Below are 19,247 nucleotides of genomic sequence, written 5' to 3'. Positions count from 1 at the left end.
CTATAATCGGTGAACCAGCATTTTGTGGCTCAAATCATTTTAAAAAAAGGGGTTCTAATGGAACATAACGGGCATGATAAACTGAACGGCGTTTTGCGTGGCTTTTTAGGCGACTCATTCACGCTTGATGGGAAAGAGGGAGGATTGAACATGAGCAAGATGCTTGAACACATCAAAAAGGAAAAACCAAAGATGAATGTTTTGCTCATGGGGGGTACTGGGGTGGGTAAAAGCTCGCTCATTAACGCTCTCTTTGGTAAAGAAATCGCTAAAGCAGGCGTAGGAAAGCCAATCACTCAGCATCTTGAAAAATACATTGATGAACAAAAGGGCTTGATTTTGTGGGACACTAAAGGCATTGAAGATAAAGATTACCACGACACCATGCAAAGCATTAAAAAAGAAATGGAAGATTCTTTTAAAACGCTTAGCAAAAAAGAAGCCATTGATGTGGCGTATTTGTGCGTTAAAGAAACTTCTAGTAGGGTTCAAGAGAGAGAGAGCTATTAAGCTTCGCTAAAGATTGGAATATCCCAACGATTGTCGTTTTCACACACACTCAAGCCGAAGCCGGCGATGCGTTTGTCCAAGAAACTAAAGAGATCATAGACGAAGAATGGGGGTTTAAAGGTTTTGTCAAAGCTTATGTGAGAGTCAATTCCGTTGCCTTTTCATTTAGGGGGTTGAAAGTTCCTGTTGAAGGTTTAGAAGAATTGGTAGATGAAACGAAAAAATGCCTTTCAGACGCTATCAAAAATAAGAAAAGGCATTTCTTGAGTATTCAAAAAGCTAATATCCAAAAAAGAAAACAAGCTATGATAGCTAAAAGTAAAAAAATTATTCATGTTGCATCAGGAGCTGCAGGAACGGCTGGGCTTATCCCCATACCCTTTAGCGATGCGTTCGCTATCGCGCCCATTCAAGCGGGGATGATCTATAAAATGAATGACGCTTTTGGAATGGATTTGGATAAATCTGTGGGTGCGAGTTTGGTCGCAGGATTGTTAAGCGTAACCGCTGTCGCGCAAGTGGGGAGAACGCTCGTTAATGGTTTCCTTAAATTCATTCCTGTTGTGGGGAGTGTTGCAGGGGCGCAACCGCTGCTGTTATCACAGAAGGTATTGGGTTTGCGTATTTAAAAGTGCTAGAAAAGTGCTTTAATGATGAGACGGGTGAAGTCAATTTGCCTGGTGAAGTTGGCATGATCACTTCTCTCTTTAAGGAGAATTATCTCAACTTGGATACAATCAAAAAATTAACACAATAAGATTAGGGGTTATGAAAAACGCATGGCATCAGACAAAAGGATTTGGATGCATTTTGATCTTTTGCCTTTTGTGTTTATCATCCCCTTGTTGGTGGTTTCTTTTGTATTGATTTTTGAGAGCAGCGCGGTTTTGAGCTTGAAGCAAGGGGTTTATTATGCGATAGGGTTTCTTCTCTTTTGGATCGTGTTTTTTATCCCTTTCAGGAAGCTCGATCGGTGGCTTTTTGTGTTTTATTGGGCATGCGTGATTTTATTAGCGTTAGTGGATTTTATGGGGTCTAGCAAGCTTGGGGCGCAGCGATGGCTAGTCATTCCTTTCACTTCTATCACTTTACAGCCCAGCGAACCTGTGAAAATCGCTATCCTTTTATTGTTGGCGCATTTGATTAAAATCAACCCGCCTCCTTTTAAGGGCTATGATTGGGGCATGTTTTTAAAGCTTAGTTTTTACATTTGCTTACCGGCGGCATTGATTTTGAAACAGCCTGATTTAGGCACAGCCCTTATTGTGCTGATCATGGGTTTTGGGATTTTATTGATCGTGGGCTTAAGGACTAGGGTGTGGCTCTCTCTTTTAATCGCTTTAATAGTGGCTTCGCCTATCGCTTATCATTTTTTGCACGATTACCAAAAAAAGCGCATCGCAGACTTCCTTTCTGAAAAGCCTAATTACCATGTCATGCAATCCATTATCGCCATAGGATCGGGCGGGTTTTTAGGCAAATCTAAAGAAGCCTGCACCCAAACCAAATTCAAATTCTTGCCTATCGCAACGAGCGATTTTATCTTCGCCTACTTCGTGGAGCGTTTCGGGTTTTTAGGGGCTATGTTGCTTTTTGCGATTTATATAGGCTTGAGTTTGCATTTATTTTTTTATCTGTTTGAGAGCAACAGCGATTGGTTTTTAAAGATTGTAGCCCTTGGGATTTCTATTTTAATCTTTGTTTATTCCAGCGTGAATATCGCCATGACTTTAGGGTTAGCCCCTGTGGTGGGGATTCCCTTACCCTTATTCAGCTATGGGGGGAGCAGTTTTATCACTTTTATGATCCTGTTTGCAATCCTAGAAAACCTGCTTGCTTTTCGCTATATTTTTGGATACAATAGCAAACCATCTTTTGGGAATTTTGGATTCTTAGCTCAGCTGGTCAGAGCGCTCGGCTCATAACCGATTGGTCGTAGGTTCAAGTCCTACAGAATCCACCACTCCCGCTTTTCTTTTTTAAGTGAAAAGCGATTGGACGCTTTCGTTATGATAAATCCTTCTGATCACTTCTGCAAATAAGGGTGCTACGCTTAAAGTGGTGATTTTATCGCATTTTTGAACTAAAGGGATAGAGTTAGTTACCACCACTTCATCTAACGCGCTTTCTTTAATGCGCTTGATCGCATTCCCGCTCAAAACCGCATGCGTGCCTAACGCCATGACAGAAGTTGCCCCTTGTTCTTTTAAAGCCAAAGCGGCCTTACAGATCGTGCCTGCGGTATCAATCATATCATCCACTAAAATCACATCGCACTCCTTGGCTGAGCCGATAATATTCATCACTTCGCTTTCATTAGCTTTTTCACGGCGCTTATCCACGATGATCAAATCCAACCCCATTTGATTAGCGAAATACCTGGCTCTTGTAACCCCACCCACATCAGGGCTAGCGATCACAGGGTTTTTTAACGCTTTAGAGCGGATATAGTCTCTAAAAACGATAGATCCGTATAAATTATCCACCGGCACATCAAAAAAGCCTTGGATTTGCCCGGCATGCAAATCCATCGTAATGATCCTTTCAATCCCCACTTCTTCCATTAAATTAGCGACCATTTTAGCCGTAATAGGCACTCTTGGAGCCGCTTTTCTGTCCTGTCTAGCATAGCCAAAATACGGCAACACCGCTGTGATAGAATTGGCCGAACTGCGCCTTAAAGCATCTACCATGACTAACAATTCCATTAAATTGTCATTGACAGGCACGCAAGTGGGCTGGATGATAAAAATATCCTTACCGCGCACCGATTCGCTGATTTGGATATTGATTTCGCCATCGCTGAATTTCCCGATCACCGCTTTGGATAAGGGAACGCCTAAATGCCTTGACACTTCTTTGCCAAATGCAGGGTGAGCGCTCCCTGAAAAAATCTTAAAACCACGCATCTTTGTCTTAAAACCACGAGCCTTCATCGCTGACACTCCCTAAAATGAATTAAAAATAATTGTAACACACCCAAATTAAAAGCGTTTGTTTTCAATGAAGCTCCTTTTCTAATAAGTTTTTTAACGCAAGATAGGTTTCATTAAGATCCATCCCGCACACCCTGGTTTGAGCGATAACGCTCATAAAATTGCTATCGCCTAAAAACCTAGGCACTAAATGCATGTGCAAATGCTCAGGGATTCCTGCTCCGGCGTTTCTGTGCAAATTCAAACCTAAATTAATCCCTTGAGCGCCATAAGTATACAACGCTTTTAACACTTTAGGTGCTAAAGCATTCATGTTCAGCCAAATGTTAAGATCTAAAAGTTCAACGCTCGCTTGATGCGCATGAGGAACGATCAACAAATGCCCCGGGTTATAAGGGTAGGCGTTCATCACCACAAAGAGATCGCTATTTCTATAAAGCACTCTGTTTTCTGGATCTTTTGTAGGGTTTTGAGAAATTTCACAAAAGACACAACTCTTATTTTTCTCTTTCAAATAACTTTCGCGCCAAGGAGCGTATAAATGTTGCATGTTCATTTCCTAAATGTAATTAGGGGCGTCATTAGCGAATAAAATCAAATCGCCTTGAATCGTGGTGGCTTGTAAGATATTTTCCAATTGCGCCTTATCCTTGAGTAAGATTTTTTTGGGGGTTTTTAATTTGGAAGCAATCGTTTTGGAATTCAACTCCCCTGTGATGATAGCGACATCAAAAACCCCGTCTATTTTTTGCGCTAAAACCTCATTACTTTCTGTATTGCTTTCCACTAATCCCGGTGTTACAATGACCTTACGCCCCTCATGCAAGCTCGCTAAACGAATGCCCTCTAACATGCCCTTTAAATTCCCGTTAAAGCTATCGTCTATGATGATTTTTTGATTCACTTCCAACAGTTGCAAACGATGGGCAATAGGGTTGAGTTCTAAAACAAGCCGTTTGATCCTTTCTGTCTCTAATCCTAAATGCTTAGCGATTAAAATGGCTGAAGCGATATTATAAGCGCTAAACTCCCCTAGAACCTTTGTTTCAAATCTTTCCCAAACGCTATCTAAAAGCATTTCAAAAGAAGTGCCTTTTAAAGTGGATTGGATGTTTTTAACCAGGCTAGAAACATCTATTAAAGGGCTATCTTTAGGGGCATAGGGTTTGATTTTTTCCACAGAGTAACAAAAGGCTTTTTCTAAGCGCTTGGAATCCAATAATTCCGCTTTAGTCTCGCAAATATTTTCTAAAGTTTTAAAATATTCTAAATGCTGTTCGCCCACTTCTGCGATCACGGCAAGGTGCGGTTCAATAAGGCGGGTGATTTCTTTAATATCGCCCTTGTTCCTTGCCCCGGCTTCAGCAATATAGATTTCACTCCTATCGTCTAAATTCTGGTTAATATCGTTCGCAAGCCCTAAAAGGGTATTGACGCTTTTGGGGCTTGCATGCGCGTTGAATGTGGTTTGTAAGATTTGAAGCAAGAAATTTTTGGTGCTAGTTTTCCCAAAGCTTCCGGTAATGGCGATGACTTTTAAATGTTTTAAAGAGGCGATTTTGTCTTTAGCGGTTTGCAAATACTGCTTGGATAGGACTTTTTCAAAGATTAAAGAAGCGCTTAAAACGAATATAAATAAACACCAATAGCCAAGCGCGAGTGAAATCCCATTCAAAGGGACTAATTCTGTGTTTAAGATTTCATGCAAGATTAAAAAGAGTAACAAGAAGATAAAAAAGCGCTTTACCCTTGGCGTGAAAACTAAAGGCTTGTCGTTGCGTTTGGCCCAGATAATGAGTATGGGCATTTGAATCACGCCGCAAAAGAAATCAAAAACAAACGGCATTTTGAAAGCATACGATAGGATAAACACCCCTAAAGGCAATAAAAAATAAATCCCATGCCAACGCATTTTGTGGTGCTTGGTTAAGATCCTAAACACGCTGTAATGATACCATTGCAATAAAGTCATTATATAATAGCCAAGCCCTATTATAAAGAGCCAACGAAACGCTAAATTCAGCCAACTAAGACTTTGCATGATAATGATTCTCCACTAGTTTTTCAATCTCTTTTGCTTGGTTTAAAAAAAAGAAATGATCCCCTTCTAAAACGAATAATTCGCTCTTTTTCAATAAGGTTTGCATTTTTTGAGCGGAGCTTAAGGGGGTTGCTTTATCATCTTTACCCCAAAATAATAAAACTTCCTTCTCGCATCGTTTGAAATGATCGCTAAAGTCTTCGCTAACCACTTTTTTAAAGGTTTCATACATCACTTGATTAAGCCCCATAGCGTCCTTACTCCTCAAAAACCCTAAATTCAAGCCTAATTTTTTAAAGATTTTAGCTAAAAGGATTTTACAACGCACTTTTAAGGGTTTTGGTTCTAAGATCCCCGCACTGCTCAATAAAACCATCCGTTCGTTTTCACACAAGATCGCTACTTTCCCTCCAAAGCTATGCCCAAAAACGACATGCGCTTTTTTACCCACGCTTTTTAAGAATAAATTGATGATATTAGCATAATCTTTAGTTTCTAAGACTTTTTCATCGTTAGGGCTTTGATTGAAGCCGGGCAAATCCACATACAAATGGTTATAATTTAAAAAACAGCTTTGAAACGCTTGTTGCATGATTTCTTTAGAACTCCCCCAGCCATGCAAAAACAAGGCGTTTAAGGGGCTATGGTTATCTATAAAAGTGTAGGAAATGTCAAAAACGCTATCCAAATAAGCGATACTGCGTTTGGCCATTCATTTATTCTTTTGGATTTGCAACAAATAAGAGTTTTTAACTTGGATTTTAGGGGTTTTGGGTAACGATTGCGCTAAATTTTCTAGTGTTGTATTAAAATCATCAAACAAATAATTCGCCAAACTGCCAGGAATGGGGTTGATCTCATTAAGATACACTTCATTTTCTATGACAAAAAAATCGCATCGGATGATCGCGCCATCAAACAAATCGTTATAGAGTTTTTTAAAATTTTCTTTTAATTGTTCTTCTAGGGCGTTAGAAAGATTCGCTTTAGGGGCTTTAGTGCGTGAAAAATCCAAATATTTTTGTTTGAAATCTAAAAATTCCTGTTTGTTAGGCTCTTCCACATAGGAAAAATAAAAATCCTTTTTGATCTTGCAACCGGCTAAATTGTATTCTTTCACGCCCTGAATGAAAGGCTCTATTAAGACTTCTTTAGAATATTCAAACGCGCCGTCTAAAGCGTAAATCAATTCTTTTTTTTCTTTCACAACATTCACCCCTAAAGAGCTCCCGGCGTTACTGGGCTTGATGATGAAAGGGAAATTAAACCCAATCAAATCCAAGGCGTTAGCGCGGTTTTTTTCATTCAAAAGAACATAATCTAAAGTCTTCACCCCTAAATCTTTAGCATAAAGCTTGGTTAAATATTTGTTATAACTCAGCACGCTCGCTTCAATCCTAGGGCCTATGAAAGCGATACGATAAAATTCTAACAAGCTCGCTAATTTCCCGTCTTCGCCATCTCCCCCATGCACAAGATTGATTACTAGTGGCAATTCTATTATCTTAGCGCCTAAAAACGAGTTCTTAAGCAAGCCCTTTTGCGTGAGGATTAGGGGAGGTAATTTTTTTTCTTTGATTTGAGCGAAGTATTTTGAATGCATGTTGGATTCTTCAATCAAGTAAAAATGATGGTTTTCATCTAAAAAAATAAAATATTTAATCCTATCTTTTAACACTCCTTTAAGCGCGATCGCGCTCACAATGCTGATTTCATGCTCAAAACTCGCCCCACCAAATAAAACGCAAAACTCCACGATCAAACTCCCTGAAAACGATTGCAATAAAGTCTATCTATTTTACCTAAAAAAAGGCTTTTGAATTTTCTTAAAATTAAAGTTTAATGTTGAAAAATCCCAAAATACTGATGACTAATAACGCGCTCAAGCCGGCTAAAACGCCCGCTAAAGCGTCATCAGCCACCACCCCTAAACCCCCTTTAACTTCTTTGTCTATCTTGCCAATGAGTGAGGGCTTAGTAATATCATAGATCCTAAAAAAGATAAAACTTAAAACCACACCCGCTAACGATAAGCCGCTAATCGCCATCGCAAGCCACATGCCCACTAATTCGTCTATCACAATGTAAGAGCTGTCATGCCTCTTAGTCTCTTCTTCTTCCTTATCTATTTGAGCGATAGCGATAAGTCCAACAAAAACCGCCCCTAAAAACAAAGTGTTAGCCGAAAAAATTAAAATAGGTAAGCCTAATAACAACGCTACTAAACTCCCTATCGTTCCAGGAGCTTTTTTAGAATACCCGCTAAAAAAAAGGGTTAGAAAACACGCACGCCAACCAAATTTATTCAATTATTGCCTTAAATTCTTTTTAAATCATGGTATTTTAGCATTTTATTTGCATTAAAAAGCGATTTTCTTAAACAATAAGGCTTAATTTTAAGCGCGTTTTAGTATGATAACTTTTAAATTCTCTCAAAAATTAAAGGTTAATTTTAATGTTGCTTTTCACTCCAGGCCCTGTAGCCATTAATGAAGAGATGCGCTCAAGCTTTTCTCAGCAAATGCCCCACCACCGCACCAAAGATTTTGAAAAGATTTTCCAAAGCGTGCGAGAAAATTTAAAAAAAATGACAGGTTTAGAAGAAGTTTTGCTTTTAAGCAGTAGCGGGACAGGGGCTATGGAAGCGAGTGTGATTTCCTTATGTCAAAAAGAGTTGCTTTTTGTTAATGCGGGTAAGTTTGGCGAAAGGTTTGGCAAGATCGCTAAAGCCCATTTTATCAAAGCCCATGAATTAGTCTATGAATGGGACACACCGGCTCAAGTGGATGAAATATTAAACGCGCTTAAAGCCAACCCTAATATTGATGCGTTTTGCATTCAAGCATGCGAGTCTAGTGGGGGGTTAAGACACCCTGTAGAAAAAATCGCTCAAGCGATCAAAGAAACTAACCCGAATGTTTTTGTGATAGTAGATGCGATCACCGCTTTAGGGGTTGAGCCTTTAGAAATAACGCATGTTGATGCGCTCATTGGAGGGAGTCAAAAAGCGTTCATGCTGCCTCCTGCGATGAGCCTAGTCGCATTGAGCCAAAAGGCAATTGAATGCATAGAAGAACGCAATGTGGGGTTTTATTTCAATTTGAAGAGCGAATTAAAAAACCAAAGGAATAACACCACAAGCTACACCGCTCCTATTTTACACACTTTAGGGCTGCAACGCTATTTTGAATTGGTGCAAAATTTAGGGGGCTTTGAAGCGCTCTATCAAGAGACTAAAAGAGTCGCTTTAGCCACTCAAAAAGCCGTTTTAGCGCTCGGTTTGAAGATTTTCCCTAAAAGCTCGAGCTTGAGCATGACAACGATTGTTAGCGAGCATGCCAAAGAATTGCGAAATCTTTTAAAAGAAAAATACCAGGTGCAATTTGCGGGCGGTCAAGAGCCTTATAAAGACGCACTCATTCGCATCAACCACATGGGGATCATTCCTGTTTATAAAAGCGCTTACGCCTTAAACGCCCTAGAATTAGCCCTAAACGATTTGGATTTAAGGGAATTTGACGGCGCGGCGAACGCAACTTTTTTGAAGCAATATTACGAAATTTAAGGATCACAATGCATTATTCTTATGAAACCTTTTTGAAAGACAGCCTGGAATTAGTAAAACAAGTGGAGTGCCTTTGCGGAGTTCCAGAAGCCCTTGTGTGCGTGATGCGAGGGGGCATGACTTTGACGCATTTTTTGAGTTTGCACTGGGATTTAAGGGAAGTTTATGGCATCAATGCGATTTCTTATGACACCACCCACCGACAAAACGCCCTAAAAATTGAAAATATCCCCACGATCAAAGATCATTTAAAAACCATTTTAGTGGTAGATGAAATCGTAGATAGTGGTAATTCTTTGGAAGCGGTGCTTAAAGTGTTGCAAGACAAACACCCTGATAAAAAATTTTATAGCGCGAGTTTGTTCCAAAAAACAAGCGCGAAATACAAAGCTGATGCGTTTTTGAAAGACGCTCCTGAATGGATTGATTTCTTTTGGGAAGTGGATTTGAAAAACTTAAAAAGCCATTAACATGCAAGTTAAAGAAAACAAACAACTCTGCCTGATTTCATTAGGTTGCTCTAAAAACTTGGTGGATTCAGAGGTGATGTTAGGCAAGCTTTATAACTACACGCTCACTAATGACGCTAAAAAAGCCGATGTGATCCTTATCAACACTTGTGGGTTTATTGAAAGCGCCAAACAAGAGAGTATCCAAACCATTCTCAACGCCGCTAAAGACAAAAAAGAGGGGGCGATTTTGATTGCGAGCGGGTGCTTGAGCGAGCGCTATAAAGATGAAATCAAAGAGTTGATCCCTGAAGTGGATATTTTTACCGGCGTGGGGGATTATGACAAAATTGATATTTTGATCGCTAAAAAACAAAACCAATTCAGCGAGCAAGTGTTTTTAAGCGAGCATTATAACGTGCGCATCATCACGGGATCAAGCGTGCATGCTTATGTTAAAATTTCTGAGGGTTGTAACCAAAAATGCTCTTTTTGCGCTATCCCTAGCTTTAAGGGGAAATTGCAAAGTAGGGAATTAGACTCCATTTTAAAAGAAGTGGAGGATCTAGCCCTTAAAGGCTATAAAGATATGACTTTTATCGCTCAAGACTCTAGCTCATTTTTATACGATAAGGGGCAAAAAGACGGCTTGATCCAGCTCATTAAGGCGATTGACAAGCAGCAAGCCTTAAAGAGCGCGCGTATTTTATACCTCTACCCCTCTAGCACCACTTTAGATCTGATTGGTGCAATTGAAGACTCGCCTGTTTTTCAAAATTATTTTGACATGCCCATCCAGCACATCAGCGACTCCATGCTTAAAAAAATGCGGCGCAACTCCAGCCAAGCGCACCATTTAAAGCTTTTAAACGCCATGAAGCAGGTTAAAGAAAGCTTTATAAGAAGCACGATCATTGTAGGGCATCCGGAAGAAAATGAGGGCGAATTTGAAGAATTGAGCGCGTTTTTAGACGAGTTCCGGTTTGACAGATTGAATATTTTTGCTTTCAGCGCGGAAGAAAACACGCATGCCTATTCTTTAGAAAAAGTGCCTAAAAAAATCATTAACGCCCGCATTAAAGCCTTGAATAAAATCGCTTTAAAACACCAAAACCATTCTTTTAAGGCTTTGTTGAATAAGCCCATTAAGGCGTTAGTGGAACATAAAGAGGGCGTGTATTTTTACAAAGCTAGGGATCTCAGGTGGGTGCCTGAAGTGGATGGGGAAATTTTAATCAATGACAGTGCCTTAACCACCCCTTTACAACCCGGGTATTACACGATTATGCCTAGCACCTTTAAAGACAATATCTTACTCGCTAAGGTTTTAAGCCCTTTTTAAAAGTTAGCCATAAGGCGAAATTTTAATCAATGACAGTGCCTTAACCACCCCTTTACAACCCGGGTATTACACGATTATGCCTAGCACCTTTAAAGACAATATCTTACTCGCTAAGGTTTTAAGCCCTTTTTAAAAGCTAGCCATAAGGCTAAAAGCGCGTCTAGAGCGTGGCTAGAGAGTAGGGGTTTGCGTTTTTTTTTTTTTTGTTAAAATGCGCAAGAAAAATCCGCTTGAGGCATGCAAAAATGAAAAACATTTATCTTGGCGTGAAAAAGAGCATTAAAGATCTTCAAAATATCTTCAAAAACGCTGATGACAAAGATGAAAAACTGAAGCAATTCAACCAAGAAGCGTTGGAGGTGTTTCAAAAATTAGAGCGTGAAAGTTTAAAAGAGCTTGAAAGTTTAAAAAATAATGAAGAGTGGGAAAATTTTACCATTGCTTTTTATGGGGAAACCGGTGCGGGGAAATCAACCCTTATTGTAATGTTTGAGGATGTTTTTTAAAGAACAAAGTAAAGTGGATCAACAAGAACGATTCAGGCAACTCTATTCAAATGATGTGAAAAATGATAGAGACAGCGGGCATGCTCTTTTGGAGCTAGAAAAATTCCAAGATGGAGCGATCATAGGCGATGGGAGGAGCGATTTCACTTTAAAAACACGATCTTATTCTTTCCAATACAACCATCAAAACTTTACTTTGCTGGATGTGCCAGGGATAGAAGGCAATGAAAAAAAAGTGATCGATCAGATTTCTAACGCAACGCAAAAAGCCCATGCTATTTTTTATGTTACCAAAACGCCTAATCCTCCGCAAAAAGGAGAAGAAGGGAAAAGGGGAACGATTGAAAAAATCCAAAGACAACTCGGTTCGCAAACAGAGGTATGGACGATTTTCAACAAACCGATTAACAACCCAAGAGCTTTCAAAGATGGGCTTATTGATGAAAACGAAAAAGAAAGCTTAAAAATTTTAAATAAAAAGATGAAAAATATTTTAGGCAAACACTACAAGGGCTATAAAGCAGTGAGCGCCCAAATGGCTTTTTATGGCCTTGCGCAAGCTTTGATCCCAGGGACTGATTTTGATAAAAAGAAACAAAAATTTTTAAAAGATTTTAAAGCAGGAGAATTATTGTATCAATCCCATTTCAAACCATTAGCAAAATTTATAGCCGAAGAGCTTCTTGAAAATTCGCGTGCCAAAATCATTCAATCAAACTGCAATAAAGCCTTAAAAGTGGTAGAACAATTACAAAATACGATAAAAACCACGATTGAAAAACGGATCGATCCAATGATTAAAGAAGCACAAGAACACCTACAAGAAGCTCGCTTTAATTTGGATCGTTCTACAGAAAAATTTATATTAAATTTAACCAATTCAGCGTTCTGCAAAATCGATCAATTCAAATCTGACTTGAGAGAAAAAATGTATGCGCATATTAACAAAAATATTGAAGATAATGAATGTGAAAGAATTTTTAAAAATGAACTCATTCAAGGAATTGAAATATTGTGTGGAAACATAAAACGGCGGTTTAAAGAATGTGAGGAACGATTTGATGGAGAGATAAAAGAAGATATTGAACGATTTAAAGAAAGGGTTAAAGATTCTTTAAAAATGTTGGAACGCATCAGTATTGATAGTGGTAATTTTGATTTTAATACTGATTTTAATATTGATAACGGCATTGATGGATTCGCATTATGGGCTTCAATAGGAGGTTTGGTTTTGCTTGGAATAGTTAATATTTGGAATCCTATAGGTTGGGTTGAACTAGGTATAGCGGGTCTTGTAGCATTAGTGGGGGCAGTTAAAACAATGTGGAATGTTTTTAATCCAGATTATAAAAAATCCCAACAAAAAAAAGAAGTGGATAAGAATTTACATCAAATTTGTGAAAAAATTGCAGAGGATGTGAAAAGCCGACTTGAAAGTTATAAAAAAGGCGCATTGGGAATGATTGAAGAACTCAACGCCGGTTTTAACAAACTTGTTGATCATTACGAACGCATGAAAAGACAATTGGAAGAAGCCCATGAAAAATTAGGATACATCTCTCATAACATCAAAACAAGGAATGTGCAATGAATGAAACGCTAGAACAATTTAAAAGAAATCAAAAGAGGAATCAAGAAATTCTTAAAAAATTACTTGATTTTGTCCATACTGGGGAAGAATACGGAATCAAGGTTGAAGAGTCTCTCAAAGACAAAATCCATAATGCGATTAAAAATGTTGCCGGTCAAAAACTTAAAGTGGCTTTAGTGGGAGGTTTTTCTTGCGGGAAAACATCCATAGCGGCAGCTTGGATCGAGCGGTTGGATAAAGAGAGCATGAAGATAGACCACAAAGAATCCAGCGATGAAGTTAAAATCTATAACATAGATGATGAAATTGAGCTGGTTGACACCCCGGGATTGTTCGGGTTTAAAGTAAAAGAACACGATAGCGGCAAAATAGAACGCTATAAAGATATTACGAAAAAATATATCAGCGAAGCCCACCTCATTTTATACGCGCTCAACCCGTCAAACCCTATCAAAGAAAGCCATAAGGACGATTTGAACTGGTTGTTCAGGACGCTCAATCTTTTATCCAGGACAATATTTATAAAAGATTTAAAATCAAAAAAGAAAACGTTCAAAACCGACTGAATGATCTCATTTCTTTAAGCGAAAAAGAAAAAGAGGGTTTGATTATTGTCGCTGTTGCGGCAAACCCTTATGATTTGGGGGTGGAACACTAGCTAAAGCATAAAGAAGAATTCCAAAAGCTCTCACACATCAAAGCCTTGCAAGACGCGACTCAAAAAAAGATTAAAGAAAATGGCGGGAAATTAACCATCATAGAAGAAGCCAAAAAAAGCGTCATTCAAGATGTGGTCTATAGGCAAATGCCGCTTGCAAAAAAAGAGCAACAAGAGATTAATAGAGAAATGGAATATTTGAATAAAACGCTTGAAAAAAGGCGGAAGGAAATTCAAGATTTAAATAAAGAAATTTCTCAAGTCCGCATTCATTTAAGAGAATTTATGATAAGGTATTTTAGCGATCTCAGCCGTCAAATTTCTGGCACCAGCCTAGAAACCTTTAATGATTTTGTTACAAGAGAAATAGGCGATGGATATATCAATATGGAAACAAGAGTCAAAAATGAATTTGAAAGACAAACGCAAGGGATTTCAAATGAAATTGCTAAAATTGGGACGACTTTTAATGCCGATATGAGTTCTTTTGAAAAACATGCCGGGACATTTGGAAGGATTGGAATCAAACTTTTAGAACAAAGCGGTTTTATCAATGCAACTAACATTAAACTGGCTAGAGACGCGCTAGTGGCTGCGGGAAAATTTGTGGGCATAGATTTGGCTTTAAAATTCAAACCTTGGGGTGCTGTCAAATTGGCAAGTAATTTGAACAAAGCTTTACCGCTTATCGGTCTTGCTTTTGAAGCATGGGATTCTTATAACAAATATCAAAAACAACAAGAATTTGAGAAAGCTAAAGAAAAAATGAAATCTAATTTTGACGGACAAAAACAAGAAATCTTGGATCTCATCAACGATGAAACCAGATTCAAACAAACATGTTTCCCAATGGCGTTGAAACTAGAAGAATGCATTCAAGAATGCGAAGAGAATGTTAAAAAAACGCAAGAGTGCGCTCAAGGACTTGAAAAGTGGATTCAAACTGGCGAAGATTTTATCAAGGGCGAAGATTTCATAGATGTTGAGCCTGAATAGGAATGAACTGAAATTGTGTTAAAATTTCAAAAACGCATCAAAAAGGCTTTTTGGCTGAGCTTGAAACGGACTAATCCAACAAGCGGTATTTTAAATCTTTTAATAAGGAAAGGCGATGTTTTCTAAAATTTGTGCATCTTTTAAGCTTGCCAACGCATTCAAAGGCTTTATATGCAAACGCATTTCAAGCCCTGGGCAAAGCACTCGCATTACCAAGATGGTTTTGGGTATCAAAGACGCTTTCAATGACGATAAAGATCCATTGAATAACGCTTGTGAAGCTTTGGATTTGGTAGTGAAGTTTAAAAAAGAGCACCCGCAAGATTTTAACGAATTGTTTGAAATTTTAAAAGATCTCATCCAAGAATACGAGCAAAATCCTGACGAGATCAAGCAAAACCTCAAAGAAATCCTAAAATAAGCTCAAGGCATGAACCACCTTTTAATCCTTTATAACCCTTACTATCAAAAAGATGTGATCCAACAACATTTAAGCGTTTTACAGGAAAAATCCCAAGTGGGCTTTGGTAAAATCCGATCAAAGCTCAACGATCAAGAAAAGCACGACTCTTTAGAAGAAATTTACAAAGCCACCAATGAAAAAAATTTTTTGCAGCTTTTTTTGACCGATTACGCTAATTTATTTGCCGCTAAGGTGATAAAGGTTTCTAAAGAGATTGATGAGAGTTTGATCCCTAGCTATTATAAAGAAAAAAATTTGGAAGTGGAAGACTTTTTTATTATCAGCGATTTAAGGGAATTAGTCAGGGAAGATTTTAGCCTTTTAAGGGATCAATTTTTAGCCAACTTCATCGCGCCAAATAACCACACTTACGCCATTTATGGGAATAATTATGTCTATCCTTTGCCGGTAAAGTTAAAAGAAGAGCGTTCTTATTTTTTAGGCGATGAAAAGCATTATCTGAGCGTGTATAAAAGCAAAGAATATTTAATCATGCAAGAAAATTTCATGCGTTTTGTTTTTGGCAAAAGGCTTTTTTACCTCTTACACCCTGATAGCATCAATAACATCATTCATGCCGAATTAGAGCTTTTACAAAGCGAAAACGATCTTTTGAATGATTTTACCAGCATCATCGTCAAATACTCCAAAACCTTAGAATACGAAATTTATCTTTTTGCTAAAAAAGTTCTTTTAAAGGCTTGCAAAAACGATCCCAGCCTTTATGATCTGACTTACAAAGTCCAGGGAAAATCTTTGATACTTGAAGATTTTTTCACTAAAAAGCCCAATTTTGGGATCGTTAAATTTTTACTCAGACACGAAAAAGTCCAATGCCATTTAGAAGAAAACTTAAAAAGATTCATCAATTATCCTTTTTCAAAAAGCCTAAGTCTCATTCAAAACATCCGCAATAAAGCCGTTCACACAAAAGCTCCAGGTTTGAATGAAGTGGAAAAACTCAGGAATGAAATTTTAGGCATAGAAGGCGCGAGCTTACTCAAAGGCGTTTTAACCCACAAGGAAACTTCATAAAAGCACCATCAATCCAGCATGCGTTTAGCACCGATTTGATAACGCGAGATTTTAAACCCTATTTAGAGCCTTTAAGAGAGGGTCAGAATTTATTGGGTTTTTCAGGTGGGTTGGATTCCACTTGCTTGTTCCATCTTTTAGTTGGAGAAAACATTGCTTTTGACATCGCTTTAGTAGATTATAACACGCAAAAACAACGCCTTGAAATCATCCAACACGCTCAAAAACTCGCCCAAACACACCATAAAAAATGCTATATCCATTACGCTCCAAAAATCGCGCGCAATTTTGAAATGCAAGCGAGAAAAGTTCGTTATGATTTTTTTGAAACCCTAACAAAAGAGCATTCTTACAAGCATTTGATTTTAGCGCACCACTTGAATGACAGGCTGGAATGGTTTTTGATGCAATTGAGCAAGGGAGCCGGATTAAACACGCTTTTAGGCTTTCAAGCCTATGAAAAAAGAAAATCTTATGCGATCGTTCGCCCCTTGCTCTACACCCCTAAAGACACCCTTAAAACGCTCGCTAAAGATCAAAAATTTTTTGAAGATGATTCTAATTCTTCTTTAAAATTCAAACGCAATTTTTTCAGGAAACATTACGCTAACGCCTTGATGCAAGATTATTCTAATGGCATTATCCAAAGTTTTAAATTTTTGGATCAAGAAAAAGAGCGGCTTTATCCTTTGATGCCCGTTTCACAAATGCATGGGATCACTTTTTTTCAATATTCGCAAAACGCGCTGTTTATGGTGGATAAAATCTTAAAGCAAAAGGGGTATGTGTTGAGCTTTTCTCAAAAAGAAGAAATCAAACGCCATTTTTTTAGCCTAGAAATCGCTCAAAAATTCATCATTGAAAGCGATAAAGAGTGTGTGTTTATCGCTCTTAAACCCCAAAAAACTTTAAGCATGCCAAAGGATTTTAAAGACAAGGCTAGGAGGTTGAATATCCCTAAACGCTTACGGCCTGTTTTATACGCAGAGTTTTTAAAACAACCAACGCATGATTTTTTAACCCGTTTTAAACAGAGTTTCATCAATCTATAAAAGAGCTTAATTTTAATCAAGCGATAAGTTTTTAAAGTGCTTTTTAACCTTGATTGTGTCAAAATACAGCAAAAACTTTGATATGAGAGCGGATGGACTTTAAAAATAAAAAATGGCTTTTTCTAGCCCCTCTAGCAGGCTATACGGATTTGCCTTTTAGGAGCGTGGTGAAAAAATTTGGCGTGGATGTTACCACAAGCGAAATGGTGAGCTCGCATTCGTTAGTGTATGCGTTTGATAAAACTTCTAAAATGTTGGAAAAATCCCCTTTAGAAGATCATTTCATGGTGCAAATTTCAGGCTCTAAAGAAAGCGTAGTCAAAGAAGCGGTTGAAAAAATCAACGCTTTAGAGCATGTGAGCGGGATTGATTTTAATTGCGGTTGTCCTACCCCTAAAGTGGCTAATCATGGTAACGGGAGTGGGCTATTGAAAGATTTAAACCACTTAGTGAAGCTTTTAAAAACAATTAGAGAAAACACCAATAAAAAAATCACAAGCGTGAAAGTGCGTTTAGGCTTTGAAAAGAAAATCCCTAAAGAAATCGCTCATGCCTTAAATGACACACCGGTGGATTATGTGGTGGTGCATGGGAGGACACGAAGCGACAAATACCAAAAAGACAAAATAGATTATGAAAGCATCGCTTTGATGAAAGGGATTTTAAAAAAGCCTGTGATAGCCAATGGCGAAATTGACAGCGTGAAAAAAGCCTTTGAAGTTTTGCAAATCACGCAAGCGGATGGGCTAATGATAGGGCGAGCGGCCTTAAGAGCCCCATGGATATTTTGGCAAATCAGAAACAACACCACAAAATTGCCCGCAGTCGTGAAAAAAGACCTGGTTTTAGAACATTTTGATAAAATGGTGGAGTTTTATGGGGATAGGGGGGTAGTGATGTTTAGGAAAAATTTGCATGCTTACGCTAAGGGCGAAATGCAAGCGAGCGCGTTTCGCAACTGCGTCAATACCCTTACAGAAATAAAGAGCATGCGAGAGAGCATAGAGGAATTTTTTAATCAAGAAATGTTGCAAGGTGAAGTGCCATTATGGGTAGAATTGAATCAAAAAAGCGTTTGAAAGCGCTTGTTTTTTTGGCCAGTTTGGGGGTATTATGGGGTAATGCTACTGAAAAAACGCCTTTTTTTAAAACGAAAAACCACATTTATTTGGGTTTTAGGCTAGGCACAGGGGCTAACACGCGCACAAGCATGTGGCAACAAGCCCATAAAGACAACCCCACTTGTCCTGGTAGCGTGTGTTATGGCGATAAATTAGAAGCCTATTATAAGGGGGGTAAAAATTTGTCTTATACCGGGCAAATAGGCGATGAAATAGCTATTGATAAATACCATATTTTAGGCTTAAGGGTGTGGGGGGATATAGAATACGCTAAAGCGCAATTAGGCCAAAAAGTGGGGGGGGATACCCTTTTATCCCAAGCGAATTACAACCCGAGCGCGATTAAAACCTACGATCCTGCTTCAAACACTCAAGGTTCTTTAAATTTGCAAAAAACCCCAAGCCCCCAAGACTTCCTTTTCAATAACGGGCATTTCATGGCGTTTGGTTTGAACGTGAATGTGTTTGTCAATCTCCCTATAGACACCCTTTTGAAACTCGCTTTAAAAACGGAAAAAATGCTGTTTTTTAAGATAGGCGTGTTTGGTGGGGGTGGGGTGGAATACGCAATCTTGTGGAGTTCTCAATATCAAAATCAAAACACGCAACAAGATGATAAATTTTTTGCAGCGGGTGGGGGGTTTTTTGTGAATTTTGGAGGTTCTTTGTATATAGGCAAACACAACCGCTTCAATGTGGGGCTAAAAATCCCTTATTACAGCCTGAGCGCGCAAAGTTGGAAAAACTTCGGAGCTAGCAATGTGTGGCAGCAACAAACGATCCGACAAAACTTCAGCGTTTTTAGGAATAAAGAAGTTTTTGTCAGCTACGCGTTTTTGTTTTAGTGTGGCTTTCGTTCTCATTAAATATTGCTTATAAAATTCAAAAAATGGTTTCATTATTACAAAAATTAACACTCCAAAGATAAATAGTTAAAAAACACCCAAAATCTTTTTTTTTTTTTTTGAAATCCAATAAATTT

Annotated in this window: 17 protein-coding genes, 1 tRNA gene and 2 pseudogenes; 14 read left to right on the top strand and 6 right to left on the bottom strand. The window is 38.4% G+C overall.

What is annotated here, in order from left to right; translation table 11 throughout:
• Positions 1-57 precede the first annotated feature (57 nt).
• From EAL04_RS08070 to EAL04_RS02485, 4 genes are all read left to right on the top strand, one after another.
• Positions 58-510 carry a GTPase gene (locus tag EAL04_RS08070; protein WP_240454662.1) on the top strand — a complete coding sequence of 151 codons (453 nt, stop codon included), beginning with the start codon at positions 58-60 and terminating at the stop codon, positions 508-510.
• Positions 511-683: 173 nt separating this feature from the next.
• Complete coding sequence (locus EAL04_RS08065; protein ID WP_240454655.1) at positions 684-1,139, top strand: hypothetical protein; 456 nt, start codon at positions 684-686, stop codon at positions 1,137-1,139.
• Between the two features lie 150 nt (positions 1,140-1,289).
• Positions 1,290-2,435 (top strand): FtsW/RodA/SpoVE family cell cycle protein, encoded by a 1,146-nt coding sequence (locus tag EAL04_RS02490; protein ID WP_120973206.1) that lies wholly within the window; start codon positions 1,290-1,292, stop codon positions 2,433-2,435.
• Positions 2,397-2,473: transfer RNA gene (locus EAL04_RS02485), tRNA-Ile, on the top strand. Before EAL04_RS02490 ends, EAL04_RS02485 begins: the two co-directional genes overlap by 39 nt.
• A 16-nt stretch (positions 2,474-2,489) precedes the next feature.
• Here the strand turns inward: EAL04_RS02485 and EAL04_RS02480 are convergent.
• The 6 genes from EAL04_RS02480 to EAL04_RS02455 all read right to left on the bottom strand — a co-directional run bounded on the left by EAL04_RS02480 (position 2,490) and on the right by EAL04_RS02455 (position 7,796).
• Positions 2,490-3,446, bottom strand: a complete 957-nt coding sequence (locus EAL04_RS02480; RefSeq protein ID WP_120973060.1) for a ribose-phosphate pyrophosphokinase — start codon at positions 3,444-3,446, stop codon at positions 2,490-2,492.
• Positions 3,447-3,510: 64 nt separating this feature from the next.
• Complete coding sequence (locus EAL04_RS02475; protein ID WP_120973058.1) at positions 3,511-3,996, bottom strand: HIT family protein; 486 nt, start codon at positions 3,994-3,996, stop codon at positions 3,511-3,513.
• A gap of 9 nt (positions 3,997-4,005) precedes the next feature.
• Positions 4,006-5,487, bottom strand: a complete 1,482-nt coding sequence (locus EAL04_RS02470; protein WP_120973056.1) for a Mur ligase family protein — start codon at positions 5,485-5,487, stop codon at positions 4,006-4,008.
• Positions 5,474-6,199: a lipase EstV gene (gene estV, locus EAL04_RS02465; RefSeq protein ID WP_120973054.1), complete on the bottom strand. Its 726-nt coding sequence runs from the start codon at positions 6,197-6,199 to the stop codon at positions 5,474-5,476. Before estV ends, EAL04_RS02470 begins: the two co-directional genes overlap by 14 nt.
• Positions 6,200-7,243 (bottom strand): D-alanine--D-alanine ligase, encoded by a 1,044-nt coding sequence (locus tag EAL04_RS02460; RefSeq protein WP_120973052.1) that lies wholly within the window; start codon positions 7,241-7,243, stop codon positions 6,200-6,202.
• Positions 7,244-7,319: 76 nt separating this feature from the next.
• A complete protein-coding gene (locus EAL04_RS02455; protein WP_120973050.1) occupies positions 7,320-7,796 on the bottom strand; it encodes a phosphatidylglycerophosphatase A family protein in 477 nt (158 codons plus the stop codon).
• A 146-nt stretch (positions 7,797-7,942) separates the two neighbouring features.
• Between EAL04_RS02455 and EAL04_RS02450 the strand changes: the two genes are divergently transcribed.
• The 10 genes and pseudogenes from EAL04_RS02450 to EAL04_RS02405 all read left to right on the top strand — a co-directional run bounded on the left by EAL04_RS02450 (position 7,943) and on the right by EAL04_RS02405 (position 19,110).
• On the top strand, positions 7,943-9,052 hold the full coding sequence (locus EAL04_RS02450; RefSeq protein WP_120973048.1) for a pyridoxal-phosphate-dependent aminotransferase family protein: 1,110 nt from the start codon (positions 7,943-7,945) through the stop codon (positions 9,050-9,052).
• A gap of 8 nt (positions 9,053-9,060) precedes the next feature.
• Positions 9,061-9,522: a phosphoribosyltransferase gene (locus EAL04_RS02445; RefSeq protein ID WP_120973046.1), complete on the top strand. Its 462-nt coding sequence runs from the start codon at positions 9,061-9,063 to the stop codon at positions 9,520-9,522.
• Between the two features lies 1 nt (position 9,523).
• A complete protein-coding gene (gene rimO / locus EAL04_RS02440) occupies positions 9,524-10,843 on the top strand; it encodes a 30S ribosomal protein S12 methylthiotransferase RimO (RefSeq protein ID WP_120973044.1) in 1,320 nt (439 codons plus the stop codon).
• Positions 10,844-11,088: 245 nt separating this feature from the next.
• Positions 11,089-12,940: pseudogene (locus EAL04_RS02435) on the top strand (GTPase).
• Positions 12,937-14,594 (top strand): annotated as a pseudogene (locus tag EAL04_RS02430) (LeoA/HP0731 family dynamin-like GTPase). Before EAL04_RS02435 ends, EAL04_RS02430 begins: the two co-directional pseudogenes overlap by 4 nt.
• Positions 14,595-14,763: 169 nt before the next feature.
• Entirely contained in the window at positions 14,764-15,015 is a 252-nt protein-coding gene (locus EAL04_RS02425; protein ID WP_223822635.1) for a hypothetical protein, read from the top strand.
• Positions 15,016-15,024: 9 nt separating this feature from the next.
• Complete coding sequence (locus tag EAL04_RS02420) at positions 15,025-16,092, top strand: HP0729 family protein (RefSeq protein WP_120973042.1); 1,068 nt, start codon at positions 15,025-15,027, stop codon at positions 16,090-16,092.
• 35 nt (positions 16,093-16,127) lie between these two features.
• Positions 16,128-17,144 carry a tRNA lysidine(34) synthetase TilS gene (tilS, locus tag EAL04_RS02415; RefSeq protein ID WP_120973040.1) on the top strand — a complete coding sequence of 339 codons (1,017 nt, stop codon included), beginning with the start codon at positions 16,128-16,130 and terminating at the stop codon, positions 17,142-17,144.
• A gap of 92 nt (positions 17,145-17,236) precedes the next feature.
• Entirely contained in the window at positions 17,237-18,223 is a 987-nt protein-coding gene (locus EAL04_RS02410) for a tRNA dihydrouridine synthase (RefSeq protein WP_120973038.1), read from the top strand.
• Positions 18,193-19,110 (top strand): outer membrane beta-barrel protein, encoded by a 918-nt coding sequence (locus EAL04_RS02405; protein WP_120973035.1) that lies wholly within the window; start codon positions 18,193-18,195, stop codon positions 19,108-19,110. Before EAL04_RS02410 ends, EAL04_RS02405 begins: the two co-directional genes overlap by 31 nt.
• Positions 19,111-19,247 lie beyond the last annotated feature (137 nt).

This window comes from Helicobacter pylori (assembly GCF_003638305.1).
Lineage (GTDB): Bacteria > Campylobacterota > Campylobacteria > Campylobacterales > Helicobacteraceae > Helicobacter > Helicobacter pylori_DJ.
This window is presented reverse-complemented; position numbering and strand designations above follow the sequence as displayed.

Coding starts and splice junctions, on each gene's coding strand:
- EAL04_RS08070 (WP_240454662.1), top strand. CDS start 58: ATGGAACATAACGGGCATGATAAACTGAACGGCGTTTTGCGTGGCTTT.
- EAL04_RS02490 (WP_120973206.1), top strand. CDS start 1,290: ATGGCATCAGACAAAAGGATTTGGATGCATTTTGATCTTTTGCCTTTT.
- EAL04_RS02480 (WP_120973060.1), bottom strand. CDS start 3,446: ATGAAGGCTCGTGGTTTTAAGACAAAGATGCGTGGTTTTAAGATTTTT.
- EAL04_RS02475 (WP_120973058.1), bottom strand. CDS start 3,996: ATGCAACATTTATACGCTCCTTGGCGCGAAAGTTATTTGAAAGAGAAA.
- EAL04_RS02470 (WP_120973056.1), bottom strand. CDS start 5,487: ATGCAAAGTCTTAGTTGGCTGAATTTAGCGTTTCGTTGGCTCTTTATA.
- estV (WP_120973054.1), bottom strand. CDS start 6,199: ATGGCCAAACGCAGTATCGCTTATTTGGATAGCGTTTTTGACATTTCC.
- EAL04_RS02450 (WP_120973048.1), top strand. CDS start 7,943: ATGTTGCTTTTCACTCCAGGCCCTGTAGCCATTAATGAAGAGATGCGC.
- EAL04_RS02445 (WP_120973046.1), top strand. CDS start 9,061: ATGCATTATTCTTATGAAACCTTTTTGAAAGACAGCCTGGAATTAGTA.
- rimO (WP_120973044.1), top strand. CDS start 9,524: ATGCAAGTTAAAGAAAACAAACAACTCTGCCTGATTTCATTAGGTTGC.
- EAL04_RS02420 (WP_120973042.1), top strand. CDS start 15,025: ATGAACCACCTTTTAATCCTTTATAACCCTTACTATCAAAAAGATGTG.
- EAL04_RS02410 (WP_120973038.1), top strand. CDS start 17,237: ATGGACTTTAAAAATAAAAAATGGCTTTTTCTAGCCCCTCTAGCAGGC.
- EAL04_RS02405 (WP_120973035.1), top strand. CDS start 18,193: ATGGGTAGAATTGAATCAAAAAAGCGTTTGAAAGCGCTTGTTTTTTTG.